This is a genomic window from Luteimonas cucumeris (assembly GCF_007830035.1).
Classification (GTDB): domain Bacteria; phylum Pseudomonadota; class Gammaproteobacteria; order Xanthomonadales; family Xanthomonadaceae; genus Luteimonas_C; species Luteimonas_C cucumeris.
Genome location: NZ_VLKN01000001.1, coordinates 373873 through 398910 on the forward strand (window position 1 = coordinate 373873; position 25038 = coordinate 398910).

Genomic DNA, 25038 nt, shown 5'->3' on the forward strand with positions numbered 1-25038 from the left:
CTTGCAAGCACAATCGGCACTGGGTGGCAGCGCATGGCCGCTGACCATACGGCTCTGGTCTCCAAGGTCTGGAACTTCGCTCATGTCCTGCGCGACCAAGGCATCGGCTACGGCGACTACGTCGAGCAGATCACCTTTCTGCTGTTCCTGAAGATGGACGAGGAGCGCAGCGAATTGCTGGGCGAGCCTTCGGCCATTCCCGCCAAGTGGCGCTGGGCCAGGATTGCGCCACTGGCCGGCGACGAGCTGGAACTGCAGTACCGCCATACGCTGGAAGCCTTGGCCAAGGAGAAGGGCCTGATCGGCACCATCTTCCGCAAGGCGCAGAACAAGCTCACCGACCCGGCCAAGCTCAAGCGCGTGGTGTCGCTGATCGACGGCGAAACCTGGATCGGCATCGGCGTGGACGTGAAGGGCGCGATCTACGAGGGCCTGCTGGAGAAGAACGCTGCCGAGGTAAAGTCCGGCGCCGGCCAGTACTTCACCCCGCGTCCCCTGATCGACGCCATGGTCGAAGTCATCGACCCGCAGGTGGGCGAGACCGTGCACGACCCGGCCTGCGGCACCGGCGGCTTCCTGCTCTCGGCCTACGAATACATGAAGCCGCACGCGCAGGACCGCGCCCAGCAGCGCAAGCTGCGCGAGAAGTCGATCAGCGGCACGGATATCGTCGATGAAGTGGTGCGCCTGTGCGCGATGAACATGTACTTGCACGGCATCGGCAACGGCGAGTCGCCGATCCGCGCCGGCGATGCACTTGCGTTCGATCCGGGTGATCGCTACGACGTGATCCTGACCAACCCGCCGTTCGGCAGGAAGTCCAGTTACAAGGTCATCGGCGAGGACGGTGAAGTCGACACCGAGCGCGAAGACTACGAGCGCGAGGACTTCAAGTTCACCACCTCCAACAAGCAGCTCAACTTCCTCCAACACATCATGACCATCATGCAGGGTGACGGCCGTGCCGCCGTGGTGCTGCCGGACAACGTACTGTTCGAGGCAGGCAGCGCGGGTGAGGGCATCCGCCGTCGCCTGCTGGAGCAGTTCGACTTCCACACCCTGGTGCGACTGCCTACAGGAATCTTCTACAAGCCCGGTGTCAAGGCCAACGTGCTGTTCTTCGACAAGCACAAGCCGCGTTCGGACGGTAAGCCGAACAGCAAGGCGCTCTGGATCTACGACTTCCGCACCAACTTCCACTTCACACTGAAGAAGAATCCGTTGAAGCCGTCGGACCTGGACGACTTCAAGGCCTGCTACAAGGCTGGCAATCGCGGTAAGCGCAAGGAAACCGAACGCTTCCGCAAGTTCGACGTCGGCGAGCTATTGAAGCGCGACAAGCTCAACCTCGACATCTTCTGGCTCAAGGACGACAGCCTCGACGATATCGATAGCCTGCCGCCGCCAGACGAGATCGCGTTAGAGATCGTCGAAAACCTGCAGGCGGCACTCGACGCGTTTCAGTCGGTGGCAGAAGAACTGTCGACCAGTTCCAATAAGTGATTCGTCTGCACTCAGGGAGGGTGGTATGGCGCGCCATTACGATGGCTTCTACGTAGATAAGGATGAGCTCATTAAGAAGCTTAAGAGTGATCTATGGATGACGCGATATGCCCTGTTGAACAGGGCGCCATCGGCGTTTTACCAGATGCTGTCCAGTTATCTGGACTGCGGGTCGAAAGAAGAGACCTATCCCTGGTTGGACAACGTTGCAGAAGAGGTTGTAAAGCATGCAGACCTTCTACCAGGATCGATAGATCAATGGAGTGGTGCAAGGGCTATGTGCCCACTGTGTGGTGAGGGAGCGAACTCATACTACGAACAGGGCTTCGCTTACCCGGAGGGCTTGAGGCGTCACCTTGTCGGCTACGGAAATACTCACCAGTGCGTGTTCACCGATACTGCGATGATGCTGGCACGCGAAAGCTGGACAGAGAGGTTTGCCGAGGAAGAGAAAACAAGGCGTCAAGAAAATCATCGGCAACAGGAGGCTCGTCGGAAGGTCGAAGCTTTGTATCGAATTGAGCCATTCGAGCCGCCTAGACTCTTGGATGAAGACTTGTGGTATGGCGCCACAACTCGCAAAGCACAGCAGATGCGGGAAGCCTTTGATCGATTGTCGGAAATGGGTCTGAAGCACATCATTGATGGAGCTGTGGAGGCATGGATCGACGAAAAGGATGAATTTGTCGTCTATGCCGACCCAAGGCAATTCGGGCGCATCGAATTTACGGTATGGAAAAAGCCGCTTCCTAAGCGAACACCGTCTCATGCATACAAGTATCGAATCGGATCCTTCCATATTCTGGACACTTGGAAAAACGATCTAAAAAAGAAGTACGAAGCGCGATTGCCAGCGAGAGATATGTAGCCCTAGGTTGCATCGGCTCGCCCGAAAGAGGCCGACCCTTGGCTGGATCGTGTTTGCGTATCAAGCCGTTAGGACAAACGCCAGGTGAATCTCAATCAGGTTCGAAGCTGGTAGCACGGGCAGGCTTTGAACCTGCGACCAATGCTGCGGGTTCGCGGACGTCAGCGTGGACGTGATCTATTACTCCTGCTCGCGCTCGATCGCCCGCCAGCCGATGTCGTGGCGGTGGAGTTCTCCGGGCCAGGAAATGCCGGCGACTTCGGCGTAGGCCTTGCGCTGGGCGTCGGCGACGGTGTCGCCGAGGGCGCAGACGCACAGGACGCGGCCGCCGGCGGTGACGACCTGGCCGTCGACGAGTTTGGTGCCGGCGTGGAAGACCTTGGTGTCGGCGACGTCGGGCACGTCCCAGCTGCTGATCGCGTCGCCGATGCGCGGCGTGCCGGGATAGTTTTCGGCGGCCATCACCACGCCCAGCGACGGGCGCGGGTCCCATTGCGCCTGCGCTTCGTGCAGGCGTGCGTCGATGGCGGCTTCGACCAGGTCGAGCAGGTCGGACTGCAGGCGCAGCATCACCGGCTGCGTTTCCGGGTCGCCGAAACGCACGTTGAATTCGATCACCTTCGGCGCGCCGCTGGCGTCGATCATCAGTCCGGCGTAAAGGAAGCCGGTGAACGGCACGCCGTCGGTGGCCATGCCGCGCACGGTGGGTTCGACGATCTCGCGCATCACGCGCGCATGCACGTCGGGCGTGACCACCGGCGCGGGCGAGTAGGCGCCCATGCCACCGGTGTTGGGGCCGGTGTCGCCGTCGCCGACGCGCTTGTGGTCCTGCGAGGTCGCCATCGGCAGGGCGGTGGTGCCGTCGACCATGGAGATGAAGCTGGCTTCCTCGCCGTCGAGGAACTCCTCGATGACCACGCGCGCGCCGGCGGCGCCGAACACGTTGCCGGCGAGGATGTCGATGATCGCGGCCTCGGCTTCGGCCAGGGTCATCGCCACGATCACGCCCTTGCCGGCGGCCAGGCCGTCGGCCTTGATCACGATCGGCGCGCCGTTGGCGCGGACGTAGGCCAGCGCCTCGTCGACATCGGTGTGCACGGCGTAGTACGCGGTGGGGATGCCGTGGCGGGCGAGGAAATCCTTGGCATAGGCCTTGCTGCCTTCCAGCTGCGCGGCGGCCGCGGTCGGCCCGAAGATGCGCAGGCCCTCGGCGCGGAAACGATCGACGACACCGGTGACCAGCGGGCCTTCCGGACCGACCACGGTCACGGCGACGCCTTCGTGTTTTGCCAGGGCCAGCAGGCCATCGATGTCGGTGGCGGCCACGTCGACGTTGCGGCATTTGCCTTCATGCGCGGTGCCGGCGTTGCCGGGCGCGACCAGCACTTCGTCGATGCGCGGCGATTGCGCGAGCTTCCAGGCGAGGGCGTGTTCGCGGCCGCCGGAACCGATGACGAGGATTTTCATATGAAGCGGCTCCTTTCTTTCCACCGTCATTGTGGATGAAGCGAATAGCACCGGCTGTTGTGAAACAGGATCTGCGACCGGCCGTTGCGGGACATGATTCGGACTGAACTTTCTTGCAAAACGCAGTAGATCGCTCACTTCCTTCGCATTGTCGGTCAAAAGCCCTATAGCGCCCGCGAGCGAAGCTATAGCGAAACTTGCGATCCACATCCAGTAACCGGCGCCGAAGCCCGTTATCGGCAGTTCGGACGAACTACCGCCTTCCCACCAAGGGAGCACGGTATAACCATGGAAATCGTAAGCAAAAAAGGCGCCGATGACGCCGGCTACAAGCGCGATCAAATAAAACCTGCCGGTGACGGCCGTCAAAGCCGCGAGCAGAAATACGTTCGCGTACCAATGGAAGAAACCACTTATCGGCCCCATCCATCCCCAGCCGAACATGTAACCCCCGCTCCAGACACGCTCCGATTCATCCGCAAAAAAGACCACGGGCTCCGAGAGGCTGGCGAAGAACACGGCAGCTGCGATCGCGGCGAGCAGACAACATACGGTCCGCCACATCCGTCAGTGCCGGAAATGCCGCACACCAGTGAACACCATCGCCAGACCGTGCTCATCCGCGGCGGCGATCACTTCGTTGTCTCGCATCGAGCCGCCAGGCTGGATCACGGCCTTGATGCCGGCCGCGGCTGCGGCGTCGATGCCGTCGCGGAACGGGAAGAAGGCGTCGGACGCCATCACCGATCCGGTGACCACCAGGCCGGCTTCCTCGGCCTTGAGGCCGGCGATCTTCGCCGACACCACGCGGCTCATCTGGCCGGCGCCGATGCCGATGCTGCGCTGGTCCTTGGCATAGACGATGGCGTTGGACTTGACGAACTTGGCGATGCGCCAGGCGAACAGCAGGTCGTCCAGTTGCGCCGCGGTCGGCGCCAGCTTCGTGACGACCTTCAGCTCGTCGCGCGCGACTTCGCGGTTGTCGCTGCTCTGCATCAGCAGGCCGGAGCCGACGCGCTTGACGTCGTACATGTTGCGGCCGTCGCCGTGCGGGATGCGCAGCACGCGTACGTTCGCTTTCTTGCGGGCGTAGTCGAGCGCGGCCTCGTCGTAGTCCGGTGCGATCAGCACTTCGACGAACTGGCGGTCGAGGATGACCTTGGTCGTCGCCGTATCGAGCCTGGTGTTGAACGCGATGATGCCGCCGAAGGCCGAGGTCGGATCGGTGGCGTAGGCCAGTTCGTAGGCATCGCCGCAGGCCACGCCCTGGGCCACGCCGCAGGGATTGGCGTGCTTGACGATCACGCAGGCCGGTTGCTGGAACTGGCGTACGCATTCCCACGCGGCATCCGCGTCGGCGAGGTTGTTGTAGCTCAGTTCCTTGCCCTGCAATTGCACGAACGTGGCCAGCGTGCCGGGCACCGGATACAGGTCGCGGTAGAACGCGCCGCGCTGGTGCGGGTTCTCGCCGTAGCGCAGGTCCATGACCTTGATGAAGTTGCCGTTCTGCTGTGCGGGGAATTCGCTGCGCGCGCCGTCGTCGTTGATCGACGACAAATAGTTGCCGATGCAGGCGTCGTACTGGGCAACGCGGTTGAACGCGGCGACGGACAGCGCGAAGCGCGTCTTCGCCGACAGCGCGCCGTCGTGGGCATCCAGTTCGGCGACAAGGCCGGCGTACTGCGCCGGGTCGGTGGCGACCGCGACGCGTGCGTAGTTCTTCGCGGCCGAACGCAGCATCGCCGGGCCGCCGATGTCGATGTTCTCGATGATGTCGTCCATCGAACTGTCCGGATCGGCGGACACCTCTTCGAACGGATACAGGTTGAGCACCAGCAGGTCGATCGCGGCGATGCCGTGTTGCGCCATCACCGCGTCGTCGATGCCGGCGCGGCCGAGCAGGCCGCCGTGGACCATCGGATGCAGGGTCTTGACGCGGCCGTCCATCATTTCCGGGAAACCGGTGACGTCGGCCACGTCGCGCACGGCCAGACCGGCGTCGCGCAGGGCCTTGGCCGTGCCGCCGGTGGAGAGCAGTTCCACGCCGTGGCGGGACAGGGCCTGAGCCAGGTCGATCAGGCCGGTCTTGTCGGACACGGACAACAGGGCCCGGCGGACGGGCAGGCGGTCGGAAGTCATGCGGAAATGGGCTGCAGCGGGACGCGGATTATAGGCCTTCGGCCTTGTGGCGCGGAGTTTGGGCCGCTTGTCCTGCGGGTCCGGACGTTACGGGTGCGACGCGAAAGTGCTGTTTACGCCGCGCCGAGCAAGCAGGTCCCTCGCTGTGCTCGGGATGACAGCAAAAAGAGTGATGTGCCGGGTGACAGGGAAAGTGGTGTATCCAGATGACCGATGACAGCCTGCTGTCTACGATTCCCGATTCCCGATTCCCGATTCCCGATTCCCGATTCCCCAATCACGAATCACGAATCACGAATCACGAATCACGGCCAATCAAGCCAACCCGTAATCCTTCAGCTTCTTGCGCAGCGTCGCGCGATGGATGCCGAGCATGGTGGCGGCGCGGCTCTGGTTGCCGTCGCAATGGTTCAGTACTTCCACGAACAGCGGGATTTCGAACTCGCGCAAGGCCACGTCGTAGAGGTCGGCGTTGTCGCTGCCGTTCAAGTCGCGCAGGTAGCGTCGCACCGAATTGGCGACGTGATCGCGCAGCGGCGTACGTGGTGCGCTGCGGCTGGTGTTGTCGGTGCGGTCTGACACGGCGTTCAAGCGCTCAGGCGGGTTTCCGGAACTGGAGGATCCGCCGAGCGTGGTGCCGACGAGGAGGGAAGTCTAGCGCGCCCGCGTCGCAGCCGCCAATGAAAATCGGCCCGCGGGTCAGTGGAAATCGAAGGAAAAAGAGACCACGCCGGCGGCCGGCTCCATGATCTCCATGCGGATGGCCGCGCTCTGGCCGGAAGCGATCTGCTTTTGCGTCACTTTCCTGTCCAGGTATTCCTTCGGCGAGAACGTACGCATGCCCAAGGCGCGTCCATTGATGTCCGACAGCGTCAGTACCAGTTCCGGCCAGGGCTGCGGCCAGCGCGCGTTGTTGCGGAAAGTGGCGTCCACGCGCAGCGCGCCGGGCATGTAGGGATGCTGGCGCACGTCGCGGCCGAGCATGGCGAATGCCGACGGTTCGCGCCACGGTGGCACGGTGCAATGCAGCACGTTGCAGACCGACACGATCATCGGCCGCCAGCGTTCGTTGGCCGCCAGTTGCGCGCGGTCGGCAAGCACGATCTGCACCACCGCCAGCAACGCCAGTGCGGCGGCAATGAACCACATCCGTCGCGGCGTGGTGCGCTTGATGGCCGCCTGGCGGCGCACGAAGCTCGGTGCCGTGCGTTTGCGCTTGGCGGGCTTGGCCGGCGCGGCTTCCAGGGGTTCCGTTGCGGTTTCGTCGTCCACCGCGTCGATGTCGGCGCTGTCGTGCGGCGTTGCGGCCGGCGGCGTTCGTGACTGGTCGTCCGGCGTGGTGGTCGTGGCGGTGCCGGGTGGCGAGGGTTCCGCTATTGCATGGTCCTCTTCGTCGACGATGTCCTCCACCATCGCATCGGTGTCGGCGATGTCGTTGCTTTCCGCGTCGGCAGCATCGGATTCATCATCTGCAATGGGGACTTCCGGTGCCTCGTCATCGGCGGCAACGGGGTCGACATCAACCGTTGGCTCCGCGGCGGCCGGAGCCGTGTCTTCTTCGTTCGTCGCTGCAACGACCGCGGCCATCGGGCCGTCGCAATACGGGCAATATTCCGGCGGCGCGCCGGTGACCGGGTCGGTGGCGACCAGCGAATGGCAGCGGGGGCACTGGACGAACATGCCGCCTATTCAAGCATGTTTGCGGACGCCGTCGATGCGCACCCAGTCACCTTCCTGGGCGACCGACAAGGCGTCGAACCAGGCGCCGTAGCGCTGCAGCAATTCGTCTTCCTGGCCTTTCAGGATGCCCGACAGCGCGATGCGGCCGCCGGGCGCGACGCGCGCGGCCAGTGTCGCGGCCAGGGTGTCCAGCGCCGAGGCGAGGATGTTGGCGACGACCACCGGATAGGTGGCCGCGGGTTCGTCGTCGGGCAGATGCACCTCGAGGCGGTCGCCGACCTCGTTGCGGTCGGCGTTGTCGCGGGTGGCGATCAGTGCCTGCGGGTCGTTGTCGACGCCGACCGCGTGCGCGGCGCCGAGCTTGAGCGCGGCCAGGGCGAGGATGCCGGAACCGCAGCCGAAATCGAGCACGCGCGCGTCACGCAGCAGTTGTCGCTGCGCGAGGTCGTCGAGCCACTGCAGGCACAGCGACGTGGTCGGATGCGTGCCCGAACCGAAGGCGAGGCCGGGGTCGAGTCGCACGACCGCCACACCCCGCTCATCCTGAGCCTGTCGAAGGACTTCGTCCGGCAGTTCATGGTTCCAGGGCACGATCCAGGTGCGCGTGCCGAAACGCAGCGGCGCGTACTGGTCCATCCACGCGCGTTCCCAGTCCTGGTCCTCGACCTTGCGGAAGCCGGCCTGCGACCAGTCCAGTGCCGGATCGAAGGCTTCCAATGCCGCCAGCAGCAGCAACGCGTCGGCATCGTCGGGAAACAGCGCGGTCAGCGTGATCGAATCCCACAACGGCGTTTCGCCGACGCCCGGTTCCAGGATCGCGTGTTCGTTGCTGGTATCCGCATCGGCGTCCAGCATCGTCACCGCCAGCGCGCCGACATCTTCCAGTGCGTTTTCGTAGCGCGGTTGTTCGGATTCGCGGCAGCGCAGGGTGAGTTCTAGGAAGGGCATGGGGGGTGATTCGTGATTGGTTATTGGTGATTAGTTAAAAAGCGGGAGGCCGCTACCCATGGCTCTTGCTTTCGCCGTTGCGAATCACGCATCACTAATAACCAATCACCGCTTTCAAACAATCGACAGCGACTTCTCTTTCCGTTCCGCCAATCGCTTCTCGAGGTAGTGGATGTTCTGTCCGCCGTGCTGGAAGCCGCCGTCAGCCAGGATCCGCTGCTGCAGCGGGATGTTGGTCTTGATGCCGTCGACCACCATCTCGCTCAGCGCCACGCGCATGCGCGCGATCGCGGTCTCGCGGTCGGGGCCGTGCACGATCAGCTTGCCGATCATCGAGTCGTAGTTGGACGGCACCTTGTAGCCTTCGTAGATGTGCGAATCCACGCGCACGCCGGGGCCGCCGGGCGCGTGGAAATGCTTGATCAGGCCGGGCGAGGGCATGAAGGTGTCCGGGTCCTCGGCGTTGATGCGGCATTCGATGGCGTGCCCTTCCAGCACGATGTCGGATTGCCTGATCGACAGCTTGTGGCCGGCGGCGATCATCAGCTGCTCGCGCACCAGGTCGATGCCGGTGACCAGCTCGGTGACCGGATGTTCCACCTGGATGCGCGTGTTCATCTCGATGAAATAGAAGCGCCCGTTCTCGTACAGGAACTCGAACGTGCCGGCGCCGCGGTAGCCGATGCGGATGCAGGCCTCGGTGCAGACCTTGCCGATCTCCGCGCGCTGTTCCGGGGTGATGCCCGGCGCGGGCGCTTCCTCGACGACCTTCTGGTGGCGGCGCTGCATCGAGCAGTCGCGCTCGCCGAGGTGGATCGCGTTGCCCTGGCCGTCGGCCAGCACCTGGATCTCGACATGGCGCGGGTTCTCGAGGAACTTCTCCATGTAGACCATGTCGTTGCCGAACGCGGCCTTGGCCTCGGTCTTGGTGGTGGCGATGGCGGTGGCCAGGTGCGCCTCGGTGTGCACCACGCGCATGCCGCGGCCGCCGCCGCCGCCGGCCGCCTTCACGATCACCGGATAGCCGATCTCGCGCGCGATCTTGACGTTGGCGACGGCATCGTCGCCGAGCGGTCCGCCGCTGCCGGGCACGCACGGCACGCCGGCGTCCTTCATCGCGCGGATCGCCTCGACCTTGTCGCCCATCAGGCGGATCGTGTCGGCCTTGGGCCCGATGAAGATGAAGCCGGACTGCTCGACGCGCTCGGCGAAATCGGCGTTCTCGCTGAGGAAGCCGTAGCCAGGATGGATCGCCTGTGCGTCGGTGACCTCGGCCGCGGCGATGATCGCCGGCATGTTGAGGTAGCTGTCGCTGGACGCGGCCGGACCGATGCAGACCGATTCGTCTGCCATCGCCACGTGCTTGAGGTTGCGGTCGACGGTGGAATGCACCGCGACCGTGCGGATGCCCAGCGCATGGCACGCGCGCAGGATGCGCAGCGCGATTTCGCCGCGGTTGGCGATTACTACTTTATCGAGCATGAGAGGGCCGTGATTCGTGATTCGTGATTGGTGATTCGTATCCGGCAGCATCATCGCGAACTGTGCGCGTGACTGCTTCCAGCGAGGTGATTAGGGCATTGAGGCGTGCGAACGTGCGATTCAGCAACTGCAGGAGATCGGGCGTGGCGCCTGCAAATCCGAGGCGGTGTGCAATCTCCAGTTGAGTGTCGAGCTCCGAAAGCGAGCCGCGTGCGATCACACAGAACCTGATCAACTCAGCCTGGCTCTTGCGGGCCGCGCCTTCGGCGATGTTGGACGGGACACTGACGGCGGCGCGACGGACTTGTGCGGTGATACCGAATTTCTCATCCGCGGGGAACTGCGCGGAATGCGCGTACACCAGCGTGACGAGATCCATTGCATCGCGCCATACCTCCAGGCGCTGGTGCGGCCGCTCTTTCGAATCACCAATCACAAATCACCAATCCCGGCTCTTCACCCGATCACGAACAGCGGCTGATCGAACTCCACCGGCTGGCCGCTTTCGCCCAGGATCGACAGCACGGTGCCGGAGACGTCGGCTTCGATCGGGTTGAACATCTTCATCGCCTCGATGATGCCCAGCGTCTCGCCGGCCTTGACGGCCTGGCCGACGCTGACGAACGGCGGCTTGTCGGGGCTGGGCGAGGTGTAGAAGGTGCCGACCATCGGTGCGCGCACGACGTGGCCGTCGGGCAGGTCGCCCTGCGGCTTGGCGCTGCCGCCGGTGGCCGCTTCGGTCGGCGACTGCATCGGCATCGGCGCCGACGATGCGTGCACGACCGGCGCGTGCATCACGGTCGGGGCGGCGTAGCCCACGGTACCGGTCGGCGTGCGCGCCAGGCGTACCGATTCCTCGCCTTCCTTGATCTCGATCTCGGCGAGGTTGGATTCCTCGAGCAGGTCGATCAGCTTCTTGATTTTTCTCAGGTCCATGGTGGGCCTCTGGTCTGTAAATGGTTTCGTCATCCCGGGCGCAGCGACGGATCTGCTTTGCCTGGGCGGGTAAGTGGCAGCAGCTCCCTCGTTACGCTCGGGAGGACAGGTGTTGGAGCGCGGCGTCGAGGGCATAGCGGTAGCTGTTGGCACCGAAGCCGCAGACCACGCCCGCGGCCAGGTCGCTGAAGTAGCTGTGGTGGCGGAACGGTTCGCGGGCGTGCGGGTTGGACAGATGGACCTCGATGAACGGGATCGCCACCGCCGCCAGCGCGTCGCGCAGGGCCACGGAAGTGTGGGTGAAGGCGGCGGGGTTGATCAGGATGAAACCGGTGCCGTCGCTGCGGGCGGCCTGGACCCGGTCGACCAGGGCATGCTCGGCATTGGACTGGAAGCTCTCCAGCCCGTGACCGGCGGCCTCGGCGTGGGCGGCGAGATCGGCATCGATCTGCGCCAGGGTCGTGCGGCCGTACACCTCCGGCTCGCGGCTGCCGAGCAGGTTGAGATTGGGGCCATGCAGGACCAGCAGCTTCGCCATCGGTGGGCTCGGAACGCGGGCGGGCAGTCTGCGCGATCGCGCGGATGCTGTCCAGTTCGCCGAAGTTTGCGCCGATTGGCGAGAATTAATCGCTTGTTTGATTCGTGGCGACAGTCACGGTCGCATGCTGGGCCCGCGCTACGGTTTCGCCCAGTCGCTGATTTCGCCGTGCTCGAACGGACCGATGCGCTGCTTCAGCAGGCGGCCGTCGGCGGAAACCAGTATCGAGTAGGGCAACACGCCTTTCGGATTGCCGAGGCGGACTCCGGCGTCGGCCGGGCCGGGAGTATCCAGCAGGATCGGGTAGGCGACCGGCGTGGTCCGCAGGAAGTCGCGCACCGCCTCCACGTCGTCCAGGGCGATGCCGACCACTTGCGTGCCCTTGTCGCCCTGTTCGGTGGAGTAGCGCTGCAGTTCCGGCATTTCCTGGATGCAGGGGCCGCACCAGCTGGCCCAGACGTTGATCAGCAGCGGACGGCCGGCATAGGCGCGGGGCAGGTCGACGGACTGGCCATCGAGACCGGACAGGCGGAATGCAGGCAGCGGCTCGCCGCGTTCGGCGACGGCAAGCCCGGCCGGCGCAGGCGGCGCGCTTGCCGACAACGCTCCGTTGAGGGCGCGCTGCCCGAGTTCCGTCTTCAACAGAGGACCCGGACCCTCCAGCGCCAGCGCGGCGACCAGGCCCAGGGCACCGGCCGCGAAGGCGACCAGCAGGATCTTGCCGGTACTGTTCATCGCGCCACGCGCCCGCTGCGCTGCACGAAGGCGTCGGCCTTCTCGAAACCGATCAGCCGCAGTTCGCGCTGCTCGCTGCCGTCAACGAAGAACAGCGTCGCCGGCGGGCCGATGATGCCGAAGCGCTGCATCAGCGCCTGGTCGAGCTCGTCGTTGGCGGTCACGTCGGCCTTCAGCAGCACGAAGTCGGACAGCGCGGCGTGCACGGCCGGCTCGGTGAAGGTGTATTTCTCCATTTCCTTGCAGGCCACGCACCAGTCGGCATAGAAGTCGAACAGCAGCGGCTTGCCAGCGGCGCGTGCGGCGGCGAGTTCGCGGTCGAGATCGGCCGACGACTTGATCATGCGGAATTCGAGTTCGCGCGTTTCATGCGCGCCGCCCAGCGCCCCGGCCAGCGGCTGCAGCGGGTCGCGGCTACCGGCCAGCGCGCCGAGCAGTTCCGCGGCGCCAACCACGGCCAGCAGCAGGCCGGCGAAACGCGCGCCCCAGCGCAGGCGGTCGCTGGCCTGTGGCGTTGCCAGTGAGAACGCCCAGGCCGCGGCGGCCAATGCCAGCAGGCCCCACAGCGCCATCGTCGCCACTGCCGGCAGGATCCGCGACAGCATCCAGATCGCCATGCCGATGAACACGAAACCGAACACGCGCTGCACCGCGGTCATCCACGGGCCGGAGGTCGGCAGGCCGCGCCCGGCGGCGACGCCGAATGCCAGCAGCGGTGCGCCCATGCCCATCGCCAGCAGGAACAACGCCGCGCCACCGAACACCGGATCGCGGGTCTGGCCGATGTACAGCACGGCCGCGGCCAGTGGCGGCGCCACGCAGGGACCGACGATCAGCGCAGACAGTGCACCCATCGCCGCCACGCCTGCCCACGAACCGCCGCGCTGCTTGTCGGTGACCGCGCCGATGCGCTGGCGCAACGCCGCCGGCAGCTGCAGTTCGTACAGTCCGAACATCGACAGCGACAGCGCCACGAACACGGCGGCGAAGGCGGCGATCACCCACGGCTTCTGAAAGGCGACCTGCAGGTTGGCGCCGAGCAGTCCGGCGATCACGCCGGCGATGGTGAACACCACGGCACTGGCCAGCACGTACACCAGCGACAGCACGAAGGCGCGCCGCGCGCCGATGCGTTCGCCGCGGCCGGCGATCAGGCCCGACAGGATGGGGATCATCGGCAGCACGCAGGGCGTGAATGCCAGCAGCAGCCCGGCGCCGAAGAAGCCCAGCAGCACAAGCCAGCGGTGCGAACCGGACAGCGCCGCGGCCAGGCGTATGTCCTCGGCCTGAAGTGCGTCGGCATTCCCGCCGCTGATCGGAACCCCATCCCCATCCAACCCTCCCCTTGAAGGGGAGGGCTTGAGCGCGGTTTCCGTGGAAGAATCCGTTGCGTTTGCAGTCGCGACGCCTTGCTCCTTTCCCTTCAAGGGGAGGGCCGGGGTGGGGATGGGGTTGCCATCGGTCGCCGCAGCGCCCACCTCGCCCGCCGGCAGGGTCAGCCCCACCGTCCGCGTCATCGGCGGATAGCAGATGCCATCGTCCTGGCAACCCTGGAACGTCGCGGTCAAGGTGATGTCGCGCGCGCCGGCGACGCTGCGCGCGAGCGGCAGCGGCACGTCGATCTGGTCGAAGTACACGACCACGTTGCCGAAATGCTCGTCGCGGTGCGACACGCCCTGCGGCCAGCGCGGCTGTCCGAGCGCGACGCCATCGGCATCGAGCTTGAGCGTGGTCCGGTCGCGATACAGGTAGTAACCGCGGGCGGGCGTGAAGCGCAGCAGCAAGGCGTTGCCGCCATCGGCGATGGCCTCGAAGCCGAACGCCTGTTCCGGCGGCAGCGGCAGGGTGTCGCTGCCGCCGTCCGCGGCGAGGCCGGTCGGCGCCGCGCCGCCGGCGCCCAGGGATTTGCCCAGCGCCGCGAAGCCTGCGTCGGCCCTGGCGGTGGTGATCGCGCCGGTCGCAGGCAGGGCCACGGTCAGGCTGCGCGTCTGCGGCGGATAACACACGCCGGCATCGGCGCAGCCCTGGTACTTCACTTTCAGGGTGATGCGTTGCGTGCCGTCGGCGGCCGTGCCGGGCAGCGACGCGACCAATGTGTCGCGATAGGTCTCGACCGCACCGAAGAATTCGTCGTTGTGTTTCTCGCCGTCCGGCAGCTGCAGCGCCTGCGACGCGAAGCCGGCATCCGGTTGTACGCCGATGCGATGACGGTACAGGTAATAGCCGTCGGCGATCTTCCATTGCAATTCGATACGGTCGCGGGCCGGCGCGCTGGCGGTCAGCACGAAGGCCTCGTCGACCGGCAGCAGGTCGTCCTCGTCGATGGCCGACGCCGGCGCGATCACGGACAGGAAAAGCGCGAGCGCGGCCAGGCCACGCAACCACATCGGCATCATCGGTTCTCTTCGGCAGTCTGTTCGACGACCCAGTCAAGGTAGGCCGGCAAGCCGCCGGCGACTTCGACCGCGATCACTTCCGGCAGTTCATAGGGATGCAGTTCGCCGATGCGCGCGGTCAGCGCCGGCAGGCATTCGCTGCGGGTCTTGATCTGCAGCTGGACCTCGTCGGCATGCTCGACCGCGCCGTGCCAGCGATAGACCGAACGCAGGCCCTGCATCACGCCGACGCAGGCGGCGAGGCGCTCGGCGACCAGCGTGCCGGCAATGCGATCGGCCGTGGCGGCATCGGGGCAGGCGCAGAAGCAGAGCAATACGGGCAAGGCGTCGACCGGCGAGGGCAAAGGCGCAATAGGGTAACCGGCGGCGTCACTCGGCGCCCTGCCGGCGGCCGGCGCGCGTCGTGCTGGTACGGACGCGACCGGTGCGCTGCTCGGCCAGTTGTTCGACCACTTCCACCAGCGCCAGGCGGGCACGGACCGGGGCTTCGCGGAAGGCCAGCAGCAGGCGCTGCTCGAGGGCGTCGTCGACCAGCAGCGCGTCGGCGGCGGCCACCGAGTCCAGCACCGTATCGCGTGATGTCGCCATTTCGCCGCGTCCCGTCGCCAGCCACTCGAACTGCACGCCGGTGACCAGCGCGACCTCGCGCAGGTGCTTGACGCTCGGATTCTTGCCCTGAGGCGCCTCCCAATGGCTGACCGCGCTGCGCTGCACGCCGACCGCCTGGGACAACTGCGTCTGCGACAGTGCCGCATGCCGGCGCGCGAGGCGAATGCGTTGCTGCGAACTCATGGACGGTCCTCGCCGATTGACAGAAACGGATGCTACCTAAGGTCACAGGGTGAAGAATAATCACGGCACCATGTCCGCTTTCGGTAGCCTTGTCGCGGTTATAAGCAGCGGTGCTGACTGATTCTGCGGCATAACGAGACCATGCCGCTACCTGTAGTAACAGTATTTTCCGGTGCGTCTGCTTTCCCTGCCCGGCTGGCCTGAGCATCATTTCGCTGCCGACAGGAAGTTGGTTCGATATGGATGTCGGCTTGGAAGGCGCGTCCCAAGGACGCGGCAGGGATGAACCTCTCCATTCCCCAAGCGCGCACGGCAACGTGCGCGCTTTCTTTTCGGCGATGGCGGAATGCCGCCTGCACGGAAAGGCGGCAGGCAGCAGACCTCATCCATCACGGGTTGGATGACGCCGGCCACGGGCTGCATCCGGCAGCGTTTTTTTCACAGGCCCGCCCGGGGAGCCGGCCCTCGTCGACGGCCCCTCGGGCGTAGCCTGCTTCGCATCGCAAATTGCGCGCGCGGCCTTGAAAGCCCGCGCCGGGTCCCCAAGTCTGGACCGTCCCGGCGTGCCGGGTTTTTCACGCCCGCGACGTTGGCAGTCGTCATGTACGACTGCTAAAATCGCCGGTCGTGAGTCCTGTTTTTCCCAACCAATCAATCACTTAAGAGGGTCGCAATGAACCTGAAGCCGCTCTACGACCGCGTGGTCGTCAAGCCCATCGAAGCCGACGAAGTTACCGCCGGCGGCATCCTCATCCCCGACAACGCCAAGGAAAAGCCGACCAAGGGCGAAGTGATCGCCGTGGGTGAAGGCAAGGCGCTGGACAACGGCAGCGTGCGCGCGCCGAAGGTCAAGGTCGGCGACAAGGTCATCTACGGCCAGTACTCGGGCAGCGCCTACAAGCTGGAAGGCGTCGAGTACAAGATCGTGAAGGAAGACGACATCCTCGCGGTGCTCGCCTAAGGCGATTCCCGCGGTGATTCGTGATCGGTGATTGGTGATTCGAAAGAGCGCTTTGCGCCAATGAATCCCTGCCGCACGAGTCACGCCGCATCCCGCTTTTTCCAATCACGAATCACCAATCACGAATCACGGAGTTACCCCAATGGCTGCCAAAGAAATCCGTTTCGGCGAGGACGCGCGCTCCAAGATGGTGCGCGGCGTCAATGTGCTCGCCAATGCCGTCAAGGCCACCCTCGGCCCGAAGGGCCGCAACGTCGTGCTCGAGAAGAGCTTCGGCGCGCCGACGATCACCAAGGACGGCGTGTCCGTCGCCAAGGAGATCGAACTGGCTGACAAGTTCGAGAACATGGGCGCGCAGATGGTCAAGGAAGTCGCTTCCAAGACCTCCGACAACGCCGGTGACGGCACCACCACCGCCACCGTGCTGGCGCAGGCGCTGATCCGCGAAGGTTCCAAGGCGGTTGCCGCCGGCATGAACCCGATGGACCTCAAGCGCGGCATCGACAAGGCCGTCGTGGCCGCCGTCGCCGAGCTGAAGAAGCTGTCCAAGCCGACCGCCGACGACAAGGCGATCGCCCAGGTCGGCACGATCTCCGCCAACTCCGACGAGTCGATCGGCACGATCATCGCCGACGCGATGAAGAAGGTCGGCAAGGAAGGCGTGATCACCGTTGAAGAAGGTTCGGGCCTGGAAAACGAACTCGACGTCGTCGAGGGCATGCAGTTCGACCGCGGCTACCTGTCGCCGTACTTCATCAACAACCAGCAGTCGATGTCGGCCGAACTGGATGATCCCTTCATCCTGCTGCACGACAAGAAGATCTCCAACGTGCGCGACCTGCTGCCGGTGCTGGAAGGCGTCGCCAAGTCGGGCAAGCCGCTGCTGATCGTGGCTGAAGAAGTCGAAGGCGAGGCCCTGGCGACGCTGGTGGTCAACACCATCCGCGGCATCGTCAAGGTCTGCGCCGTCAAGGCGCCGGGCTTCGGTGACCGTCGCAAGGCGATGCTGGAAGACATGGCGATCCTCACCGGCGGCACCGTGATTTCCGAGGAAGTCGGCCTGTCGCTGGAGAAGGCCACGATCAAGGATCTGGGCCGCGCCAAGAAGATCCAGGTCTCCAAGGAAAACACCACCATCATCGACGGCGCCGGCGAAACCTCCGGCATCGAAGGCCGCATCAAGCAGATCAAGGCGCAGATCGAGGAAACCTCCTCGGACTACGACCGCGAGAAGCTGCAGGAGCGCGTGGCCAAGCTGGCCGGCGGCGTGGCGGTGATCAAGGTCGGCGCATCGACCGAAATCGAAATGAAAGAGAAGAAGGCCCGCGTCGAAGATGCGCTGCACGCCACGCGTGCCGCCGTCGAAGAAGGCGTGGTCCCGGGTGGCGGCGTCGCGCTGATCCGCGCGCTGCAGGCCATCGGTGAGCTGAAGGGTGCCAACGAAGACCAGAACCACGGCATCAACATCGCCAAGCGCGCGATGGAAGCGCCGCTGCGCGAGATCGTCGCCAACTGCGGCGAAGAGCCCAGCGTGGTGTTGAACAAGGTTGCCGACGGCAAGGGCAACTTCGGCTACAACGCCGCGACCGGTGAATACGGCGACATGATCGCGTTCGGCATCCTGGACCCGACCAAGGTCACGCGTTCGGCGCTGCAGAACGCCGCCTCGATCGCCGGTCTGATGATCACCACCGAAGCGATGGTGGCCGAGGCCCCGAAGAAGGACGAGCCGGCCGGCGGCGGTATGGGCGGCGGCGGTGGCATGGGCGGCATGGGCGGCATGGATTTCTGATCCGTTCCGCGATGCAATGAGTGTGCGATTTCTTCCAGCGCGCCGCAGCGCGCCGGGAGAATGGTCAGGCGGAGCCTGTACGCACCAGCAACAAGAAAAACCCCGCAGCGATGCGGGGTTTTTTATGGTTCTTTTCATCCAGGTTCCGAGCCGGTGCGGGCCCACGCACGCCGGCGTGATGATTTGTTCTTCAGGATCAAGGCTGCCTTCCGCGGGAGTTCGCGAAGGACGAAAAAACGCCCCGGCCAGAGCCGGGGTGCAAGGTGGTCACAGGTCGCCACCTGCCTGCGCGCAGCAGGTGGGTGCAGAGCGCTACAGCTCGACGCCGAAGCCGACGCCCGCCGAGCTGTCGCTACCACTGAATGCGCCGCCAAGCGAGAACGACGCGCGCCCGACGCGCTTGCCGTAGCCGAGCGACAGGCCCTTCTCGCCTCCCTGGAAGCCGGCACCGATCGCGATGCGACCGCGCCCGCTCTGGGGGCCGGCGGCGTTGGTCGCCATGTTCAGCATCGCCGCGCCCATCGCTCCCGAGCGATCGATGCGTCGGTTCTGCTTGTCCAGGCGGCGGTCGACGTCGTCGAACCTATCCTCCAGGACCGTCAGGCGGTCGTTGATATCGCTGGCATCGAAGCCGACCAACTGCTGGATGGCGGTGTCGGTGTACTGGTTGGCCGATGCCAGGGTGGCGGTGTCGCCGGCATCCATGTCGCCGCGGATTGCGACCTCGCGGGTGTCGGTGTAGGTGTTGGCGCCAGTCAGCGTGGCGGCGTCGCCGGCCTGCACGTCGCCGCGGATCGCAGCCTCGCGGGTGTCGGTGTAGGTAGTGGCGCCGGCCAGGGTGGTGGCACCGCCGGCCTGTATGTCGGCGCGGATCGCAACTTCGCGGGCGTCGGTATAGCTGTTGGCGCTGGCCAGGGTGGAGGCATCACCGTTATCGGCGATCTCCTGCACGCGGACCTCGCTGACGCCACCCCCGACCACGCCATCCAGTGCCGACTGCAGCTGACGCAGGTTGACGGCGTCGGTCGCGGCGATGGCATTGGAGACGTTGCTGATGCGGCGCTCGTTGCCGGCACTGCCGACCGAGACGGTGTTGGCCTGGCTGGCGATCGAGGCGGCGCCGATCGCCACCGAGTTGGTGGCCGCTTGCGCGACGCTGGCGTTGTCGCCCAGCGCCACGCCGCCGTTGCGCACCGTGCCGGCACCGCTGGGTGCCAGCACCGTGGCGCCGGTGCCGATGGCGATGGCGTTGGCAGCAGCGGCGCGCGCCGTCCTGCCGACGGCCAGGCTGGCCTCGCCGGAGGCCACCGACCCGACGCCGATCGCGCTGGCATAGTCGCCGCTGGCGGTGTTCTCGAAGCCGAACGCCTGGCCGGACCAGCCTTCGACCGTGTTGAAGCTGCCGAAGGCGTTGCTGGATATGGTGGCCACCCGGTTGAAGCGGCCGACGGCGCTGCTGGCGGCGCCCACGGCCTCGTTCTGGTTGCCGAACGCGGTGGCGTAGTTGCCGCTGGCGGTGTTCATGTAGCCGAACGCACTGCTGTTCTCGCCGCTGGCGGTGTTCATGTAGCCGTGTGCGCTGCTTTTGGCGCCATTGGTCGTGTTGCCATTGCCGAAGGCGTTGCTGTCCATGCCCGCCGCGACGTTCCAGCGGCCGAACGTGGTGGCGATTTCGCCCGTTGCGGTGTTGTAGGTGCCGAATGCATCGCTGTCCTTGCCCTTGGCCGTGTTGCGGTAACCGAATGCATTGGCGGCTTCACCCTCGGCAGTGTTGTTGCCGCCGAATGCGTTGCTGTAATTGGCCTTGGCCGTGTTCTGGTAGCCGAACGTCGCGCTGAATTCGCCGCTGGCGTTGTTGGTATGGCCGTATCCGGCGGCAGCGTAATGGCAGGTCGTGTTCGCTGTGCCGTGCTCGGGACCCTGGTTCTCGCTCTTGCCGGTGTCCTGGACCCACCCGCCGGTCGCTGGATCGTATTCCCAGCAGTCGAGGAAGTCGGCATGTGCCGGGTTGGCGATGGCCAGGCCGAGCGCGAGGACGAGCGGGACCAGCTTGAGCGAGCGATGGAAGGCGGGGTGATGCATCAGTTTCTTACTCCGTGTTGGATGGGCGACGCCCTGTGGATGCCGTGCGCGAAGGCCGGACCCTCCAACCACGAGAACCAATAGCGATAACTGACAGGGGACGACCGCGATCGCCGCGCGGAGCCAGCCCCGCGCCGGCCATGGCGGCAGCGCGGGCGGGAGTTTTCAGAACGTCATGGGCGGCATGCTTCTGGTCGTGCCTGCATGAAGCATCAATCGCCAATGACGATGGAGGCCGAGTTGTCGACGCCGCTGCCGGGATCGGGGATGAAATCCAGCTGGAATTCCGGCTTGAACTCGCCTTTCGTGTGCCAGTCCTGGATCCGCAGCCGGCGATCCCCCTCGTCGCTTTTCAATGTCGCTTCCACCCTGTAGCGGCCGATGGGGATGTCTTCTATCTGGTAGCGATCGATCCAGTAGTGATCCCCCAGCCGGAGTCGGAGCGATTTTCCTGGCGAGCCGTCGATCAGCGGGCCACTGGGCGTCAAGGCCAGCTCGACGTTGTCCAGGTCCGCGCTGAAATCGAGGTCCGTGCTCAGCTGGATGAAACCGCCGTAATAGCCGTAGTCGTTTTCCGGCGTGCGCCCTTCCAGTTTCCAGGTGAAGTTGCGTACAGCACCTTCGTCGTCGAAGGCATCGATGTTGTCCGGATGCAGTTCCAGCGTGTAGGTCTTGCCGTTGTACGCCTTCCTGATGGAGGCATACGCCCGCCATGCACCGGGCTGCGCCTTGATTCGATAGCTGCCGTCATCCCGGGTGGAGCCATGGATGTAGGACGCGTAGTACACGCTGTTGTCCAGCAGGATTTTTGCCCCGGCGATGGGGTTTCCCTGCGTGTCCCGGGCGGTTCCCGTGGCATAGCCCGTTGCTGCCCTGGGCGCAGTGTTGTCGGCCTGTATTTCGCAGGCGGACAGTCCCAGCAAAGCCAAAGTGACGAACAGGGCGGCGGTCGGCTGTTTCATGTGTTGTGGTTCCGGAAAAGTGGTTGCGCTTCGCGCTGAGCGACGTGGCTTCTACTCTGGCGTTCCCGGCACCACGCAGTTGTCGCGTACGCGCGCTATGTCGCCGCCGTTGCCCCAGGCCCTGACCTCGCCAACGGGCGGGCGGCGGCGTTCGACCTGCAGACAGTGGTACTCGATCGACTGCGCGGCGGCGGCGCGCGGCACCAGGATGTGTTTCATCCAGCCGGCGGCCATGTCCACCACGGTGTTGGTCATGCCCAGACCGAGCATGCCCTTGACCGCGTTCACCATCTCGCCGAAGCCCGGCGCGCCGGTGTCCACCACCTTGGCCACCACGGTGTGGTGGGCCAGGGCGACTTCGCCGCGGCTCGCCTGTTCGCGCTCCACCATGGCCTTGAGGCGGGCTTCTGCATGGGCCGGTGAGGCGCGCTTGAGCTGCATTTCGCGCTGCACCGAATTGCGCTTGATGAAGTCGTTGTCCGGGTCGCCCATGGGGATGTTCATGTGCGCGGGAAACAGCGGGCGGATCTCCCACCGCACGCGCCAGTTCTCGGCGGCATCGGCGATCTCGCGCAGGCTTTGCAGGGCCGGCAGCTCCAGTGCACCGAAGCACTGGTTGATGATCTCGCCGGTGCGCGTTTCCTGATCCTGCAGCGCGCGTTCGTAGGCCTCCAGGTCCTTGGGGTCCACGCCGGCGCTGGCAGTGAACCAGGCGTACCGGCTGCCGTGGCCGTCGCCACCGCCCGACGGCGGCTTGTGCACCGTGCCCTGTTCGGCGTGCACCTCGACCTCGGTGTTGGCGAACTGGATCACGACGCGCAGGATCTTGGAGGCGCTGCCGATGCCGGACAGCACGCCTTCGGAGATTCCGTACAGTTTGCCGAGCGCTTCGAAGGCGGCGTTGCCGGCCTCGTTGACGGCCCAGTCGGTTGCGCTGGCCTCGCCGGGCGAATCGCCGCCCAGGATCTTCTTGATGTCGGCGCATTGGGACAGACTGCCCTGGGCGTGCGCGGGCGGCAGCAGCGCGTCGACGATGTTGTTCGTAAATCGTGACGACCATGCCGTCGCCCGGCCGGCCGTGCGCGCGGGTGGCTGGCCACGCTGGAATGCGGCCAGGAACAGCTGCATTTCCAGCAGCGTCATCCGGTAGTCGTCCGAACGCGGTCCGCCGCGCAGGTCCACCGACTGATCGGTACCGCGTGAGGGGCGCATGTATTCGGAGCCCAGCAGGTCGAACGGCGTCTGTTGCAGGCGCGCCATCTCGGCGAGGAACAGCGGGGTGAAGCTCTGCGGATCGCCCGGGTGCTTCGCCGCTTCGCGCACCCAGGTATCCAGCAGCTGCAGGAAGGCATCGCCGGATTCGTAGTTGGGACCGACCTGACGCTCGGCCCAGGCCTCGCGATGTCCGTTCTGTTCGATCCTGCTGACCTGCCGTCTGGCGTCGCGGCTGGCCTCGTTCGCGGCCCTGCGGGCGGCGACCAGCGGCCCGAGTGCGTCGCGCCTGCGCTGTTTGGCTGCCTCCAGTCGGGGGTGCAGCTGCTTACGTTCGGCCGATGAAACGGCCCGGACGGCGTCTTCGACCACCGTGAGGTCCGCCCGTGCCTCTTCGAAGCGGGCCTCGAGCGATGCGATCCTCCGCTGCCATTCCTGCTCCCGGGCCTCGGCTTCGGCGGTGGCGACGGCAGCGATGGCGTCGAACCTTGCCTCGCGCTCGTCTTCGATCGCACGCACCTCGTCCTTGGTCAGCCACGCGGGATTGTCGTCGTTCGCCGAGCCGCCGAGGTCCCACGCGAACGTGTCGAGAAAATGCGCGAACTCGGAGGCATGCAGGCGGAACGCGGTTTCGCGGTTGCGCGCTTCCATCGCCAGGTTGCGTGCCTCCACCGCGGTCATCGCGTAGGGCGTGGCGGGGCCGATGGCCTCCACCACGATCCGCTCGCCGTCAGTGGTGGCCATGCCGCCGCGTGCCAGCACCTCGCGGGTGATGCGGGTGGCGGTGGCGAGGTCCTGCGCGTCGACCAACTGGCGGGCGAGATCGGTCCACGGTCCGCGTGGCAGCGGGGTCAGGCCGTTGGCGCCCATGATCGCGTGCGCCGGAGCGGGCGACGTCGAGGCGTTGGTGGCGTCGCTCGCTGCGTTGTCCGTGGCTGGTATGTCGCCGGGCGTGCGCAACAGCAGCGCGGCGATCGCGATCGCGGCAACGCCCGCGACGCTGCCGGCCACGATCCGCCGATGCGGCAGCCAGAGATAGAACCGGCGCAGCGCGGGGAACACGGTGCCGCGCAGCCACTGCCAGGTGGCGGGGATCGCGCGCAGGAAAATGAATCGGCCAAGCATGACCAGTAGCGCGTACAGCTGCCGAGCCAGGAACCACAGTCCCTTGCCAATCGCGATCGCGATGTCCTTCAGCGTTTGTTTCCAGTCCATCGTCACGTTTGCCTGTCCGGTGTGAGCAGCGAAGAAGCTGCGACCGGCCGCGAACGGCCGGCGCGAGCCGGTGGATCAGCGCCGCAGCAGGCCACGCAGCAGGCCCTTGGCTGCGTCCTTGACCCCGCTCTTGGCCTCTTCCTTGATCTCCTCCCCGGTGGAACGTCCCGTCGCCTCCGTCCCGAGCGCGCCCAGGCCGGGCATCAACATCGCGGTGGACTTGCTGCGTACGCGCACGGCCCAGTCCGGCTTCCAGTTCTGCGCAGCGCCCTGCGGACGCGGTTCGACGACATTGCGATCGTTGCCGTAGGCGATCATCTGCACCATCGGCGCGGCTTTTCCCCCGGCGAACACTGCTTTGGGGATGTGGCATTCGCGCGCATCGGGGGCGAGCAGGGTGCGCGCCTTGACCCACTTCGCCACCAGTGACTCGGGCAGGTAGTCCAGCAATTCGTAACCGGCGTAGCCGTCTTCCGAGCTGCTCCACATCACGATGGTGTCGCCGCTCGTCACGGTGGCATGGGCGAAATAGCCGTTCGCGCCATCGGCGCCGCTCCAGCGCAGGGTCATGCCGTTTTCTCCGCCGCCGTCGCCCTTGAGCTTGAGCTCGGACAGGAAGTCGTGTTCGCCAGCCAGGGCGAACTGCATCGACGCCGGCACCTTGTCGCCGGTGACGTGATGCTGGCCCACCAGCGAGGCTTTCGCCGGTACCGTCTTGCGGGTGGACTGGTTGGGCCACAGCGCGTGGTCGGGGCCGGGTGTCACGGCCCTGCCGGGCACCTTGCGCGGGGTGATGCCGCGTCCGCTTTCCACCATCTTGCCGTTGCGGATGGTGACCGAGTATTCGCGCGGCTGGCCGGCGCCGGTTGCCTCGCCGCACCCCCAGTAGTAGCGGATCTTGAAGGTGCCGTTGCCATCGGCGATGCCGGTGCCAAGGCCGCCGTCGTTGCCGTCGTGGACCGGCTTCCTGTCCGGCGGCGGCAGCAGGTCGATGCGGTTGCCCAGGCCCAGTCCGTGGGGAACGGCTTGCTCGGCCGGTCTGCCGGGCTGGCGACCGTTGTGGAGCGCCACGTCCATGAATTTGCCGGGCATGGCCGGATGTTGGGTCAGGCCATAGCTTGCGCCGCCGCCGGACATGGCGCCCGAGAGGCGGCCCATCGCGCCGAGTCCGGGCATGCCCGGCATGGCGTGGGTGGCGACGTCGATATAAAGATTGGCCGGCTTTTCCTGCGCCCATGAGGGCGTGGGCAGGGCGACAGCCAGAGCGAACGCCAGCGCTGAAGGAACAAGGGAAGAATGAAGAGGCATGTTGCAGTCACCCGAGGAGGGC

The 25038-nt window shown here is 65.7% G+C and carries 20 protein-coding genes and 2 pseudogenes; 4 read left to right on the forward strand and 18 right to left on the reverse strand.

Annotated elements, in window-relative coordinates; translation table 11 throughout:
- Positions 1-33: 33 nt before the first annotated feature.
- Both IP90_RS01725 and IP90_RS01730 read left to right on the forward strand, forming a co-directional pair.
- The gene (locus IP90_RS01725; protein WP_144897880.1) at positions 34-1503 is read left to right on the forward strand and encodes a type I restriction-modification system subunit M; all 1470 of its coding nucleotides are present in this window, start codon (positions 34-36) and stop codon (positions 1501-1503) included.
- Between the two features lie 25 nt (positions 1504-1528).
- Positions 1529-2371, forward strand: a complete 843-nt coding sequence (locus IP90_RS01730; RefSeq protein ID WP_144897881.1) for a hypothetical protein — start codon at positions 1529-1531, stop codon at positions 2369-2371.
- Positions 2372-2551: 180 nt separating this feature from the next.
- Here IP90_RS01730 and purD read toward each other — a convergent pair whose 3' ends face one another.
- From purD to IP90_RS01795, 13 genes are all read right to left on the reverse strand, one after another.
- Positions 2552-3838, reverse strand: a complete 1287-nt coding sequence (gene purD / locus IP90_RS01735; RefSeq protein ID WP_144897882.1) for a phosphoribosylamine--glycine ligase — start codon at positions 3836-3838, stop codon at positions 2552-2554.
- A gap of 567 nt (positions 3839-4405) precedes the next feature.
- Positions 4406-5977: a bifunctional phosphoribosylaminoimidazolecarboxamide formyltransferase/IMP cyclohydrolase gene (gene purH / locus IP90_RS01740; RefSeq protein WP_144897883.1), complete on the reverse strand. Its 1572-nt coding sequence runs from the start codon at positions 5975-5977 to the stop codon at positions 4406-4408.
- A 315-nt stretch (positions 5978-6292) separates the two neighbouring features.
- Positions 6293-6568 (reverse strand): DNA-binding transcriptional regulator Fis, encoded by a 276-nt coding sequence (fis, locus tag IP90_RS01745; RefSeq protein ID WP_144897884.1) that lies wholly within the window; start codon positions 6566-6568, stop codon positions 6293-6295.
- Positions 6569-6676: 108 nt separating this feature from the next.
- On the reverse strand, positions 6677-7657 hold the full coding sequence (locus tag IP90_RS01750; protein ID WP_144897885.1) for a DUF3426 domain-containing protein: 981 nt from the start codon (positions 7655-7657) through the stop codon (positions 6677-6679).
- A gap of 9 nt (positions 7658-7666) precedes the next feature.
- Positions 7667-8605 carry a 50S ribosomal protein L11 methyltransferase gene (gene prmA / locus IP90_RS01755; RefSeq protein ID WP_144897886.1) on the reverse strand — a complete coding sequence of 313 codons (939 nt, stop codon included), beginning with the start codon at positions 8603-8605 and terminating at the stop codon, positions 7667-7669.
- Positions 8606-8719: 114 nt separating this feature from the next.
- On the reverse strand, positions 8720-10087 hold the full coding sequence (gene accC, locus IP90_RS01760; RefSeq protein ID WP_144897887.1) for an acetyl-CoA carboxylase biotin carboxylase subunit: 1368 nt from the start codon (positions 10085-10087) through the stop codon (positions 8720-8722).
- A complete protein-coding gene (locus tag IP90_RS01765) occupies positions 10077-10523 on the reverse strand; it encodes a four helix bundle protein (protein ID WP_144897888.1) in 447 nt (148 codons plus the stop codon). Before IP90_RS01765 ends, accC begins: the two co-directional genes overlap by 11 nt.
- Before the next feature lie 20 nt (positions 10524-10543).
- Entirely contained in the window at positions 10544-11023 is a 480-nt protein-coding gene (gene accB, locus IP90_RS01770) for an acetyl-CoA carboxylase biotin carboxyl carrier protein (protein WP_144897889.1), read from the reverse strand.
- 91 nt (positions 11024-11114) lie between these two features.
- A complete protein-coding gene (aroQ, locus tag IP90_RS01775) occupies positions 11115-11561 on the reverse strand; it encodes a type II 3-dehydroquinate dehydratase (RefSeq protein WP_144897890.1) in 447 nt (148 codons plus the stop codon).
- Positions 11562-11699: 138 nt separating this feature from the next.
- Positions 11700-12296, reverse strand: coding sequence for a TlpA disulfide reductase family protein (locus IP90_RS01780; protein ID WP_144897891.1), 597 nt, complete (start codon positions 12294-12296; stop codon positions 11700-11702).
- Positions 12293-14692: a protein-disulfide reductase DsbD gene (locus IP90_RS01785; RefSeq protein WP_144897892.1), complete on the reverse strand. Its 2400-nt coding sequence runs from the start codon at positions 14690-14692 to the stop codon at positions 12293-12295. The genes IP90_RS01780 and IP90_RS01785 overlap by 4 nt, the downstream gene beginning before the upstream one ends.
- Positions 14689-15015: a divalent-cation tolerance protein CutA gene (cutA, locus tag IP90_RS01790; RefSeq protein WP_144897893.1), complete on the reverse strand. Its 327-nt coding sequence runs from the start codon at positions 15013-15015 to the stop codon at positions 14689-14691. The genes IP90_RS01785 and cutA overlap by 4 nt, the downstream gene beginning before the upstream one ends.
- Before the next feature lie 46 nt (positions 15016-15061).
- Positions 15062-15484, reverse strand: coding sequence for a helix-turn-helix transcriptional regulator (locus tag IP90_RS01795; RefSeq protein ID WP_144897894.1), 423 nt, complete (start codon positions 15482-15484; stop codon positions 15062-15064).
- A 673-nt stretch (positions 15485-16157) separates the two neighbouring features.
- On the opposite strand from IP90_RS01795, the gene IP90_RS01800 reads away from it, so the two are divergent.
- Both IP90_RS01800 and groL read left to right on the forward strand, forming a co-directional pair.
- Positions 16158-16445, forward strand: a complete 288-nt coding sequence (locus tag IP90_RS01800) for a co-chaperone GroES (protein WP_144897895.1) — start codon at positions 16158-16160, stop codon at positions 16443-16445.
- A gap of 142 nt (positions 16446-16587) precedes the next feature.
- Positions 16588-18237: a chaperonin GroEL gene (gene groL / locus IP90_RS01805; protein ID WP_144897896.1), complete on the forward strand. Its 1650-nt coding sequence runs from the start codon at positions 16588-16590 to the stop codon at positions 18235-18237.
- Between the two features lie 312 nt (positions 18238-18549).
- On the opposite strand, the pseudogene IP90_RS16960 reads toward groL, so the two are convergent.
- The 5 genes and pseudogenes from IP90_RS16960 to IP90_RS01825 all read right to left on the reverse strand — a co-directional run.
- Positions 18550-18849: pseudogene (locus IP90_RS16960) on the reverse strand (YadA-like family protein); the annotation flags it as partial.
- A 624-nt stretch (positions 18850-19473) separates the two neighbouring features.
- Positions 19474-20319, reverse strand: a pseudogene (locus IP90_RS16965) (hypothetical protein); the annotation flags it as partial.
- A 212-nt stretch (positions 20320-20531) separates the two neighbouring features.
- On the reverse strand, positions 20532-21281 hold the full coding sequence (locus IP90_RS01815) for a carboxypeptidase-like regulatory domain-containing protein (protein ID WP_144897898.1): 750 nt from the start codon (positions 21279-21281) through the stop codon (positions 20532-20534).
- Positions 21282-21332: 51 nt separating this feature from the next.
- Positions 21333-23708, reverse strand: a complete 2376-nt coding sequence (locus IP90_RS01820; RefSeq protein ID WP_144897899.1) for a hypothetical protein — start codon at positions 23706-23708, stop codon at positions 21333-21335.
- Between the two features lie 75 nt (positions 23709-23783).
- A complete protein-coding gene (locus IP90_RS01825) occupies positions 23784-25016 on the reverse strand; it encodes a hypothetical protein (protein WP_144897900.1) in 1233 nt (410 codons plus the stop codon).
- Positions 25017-25038: the final 22 nt, after the last annotated feature.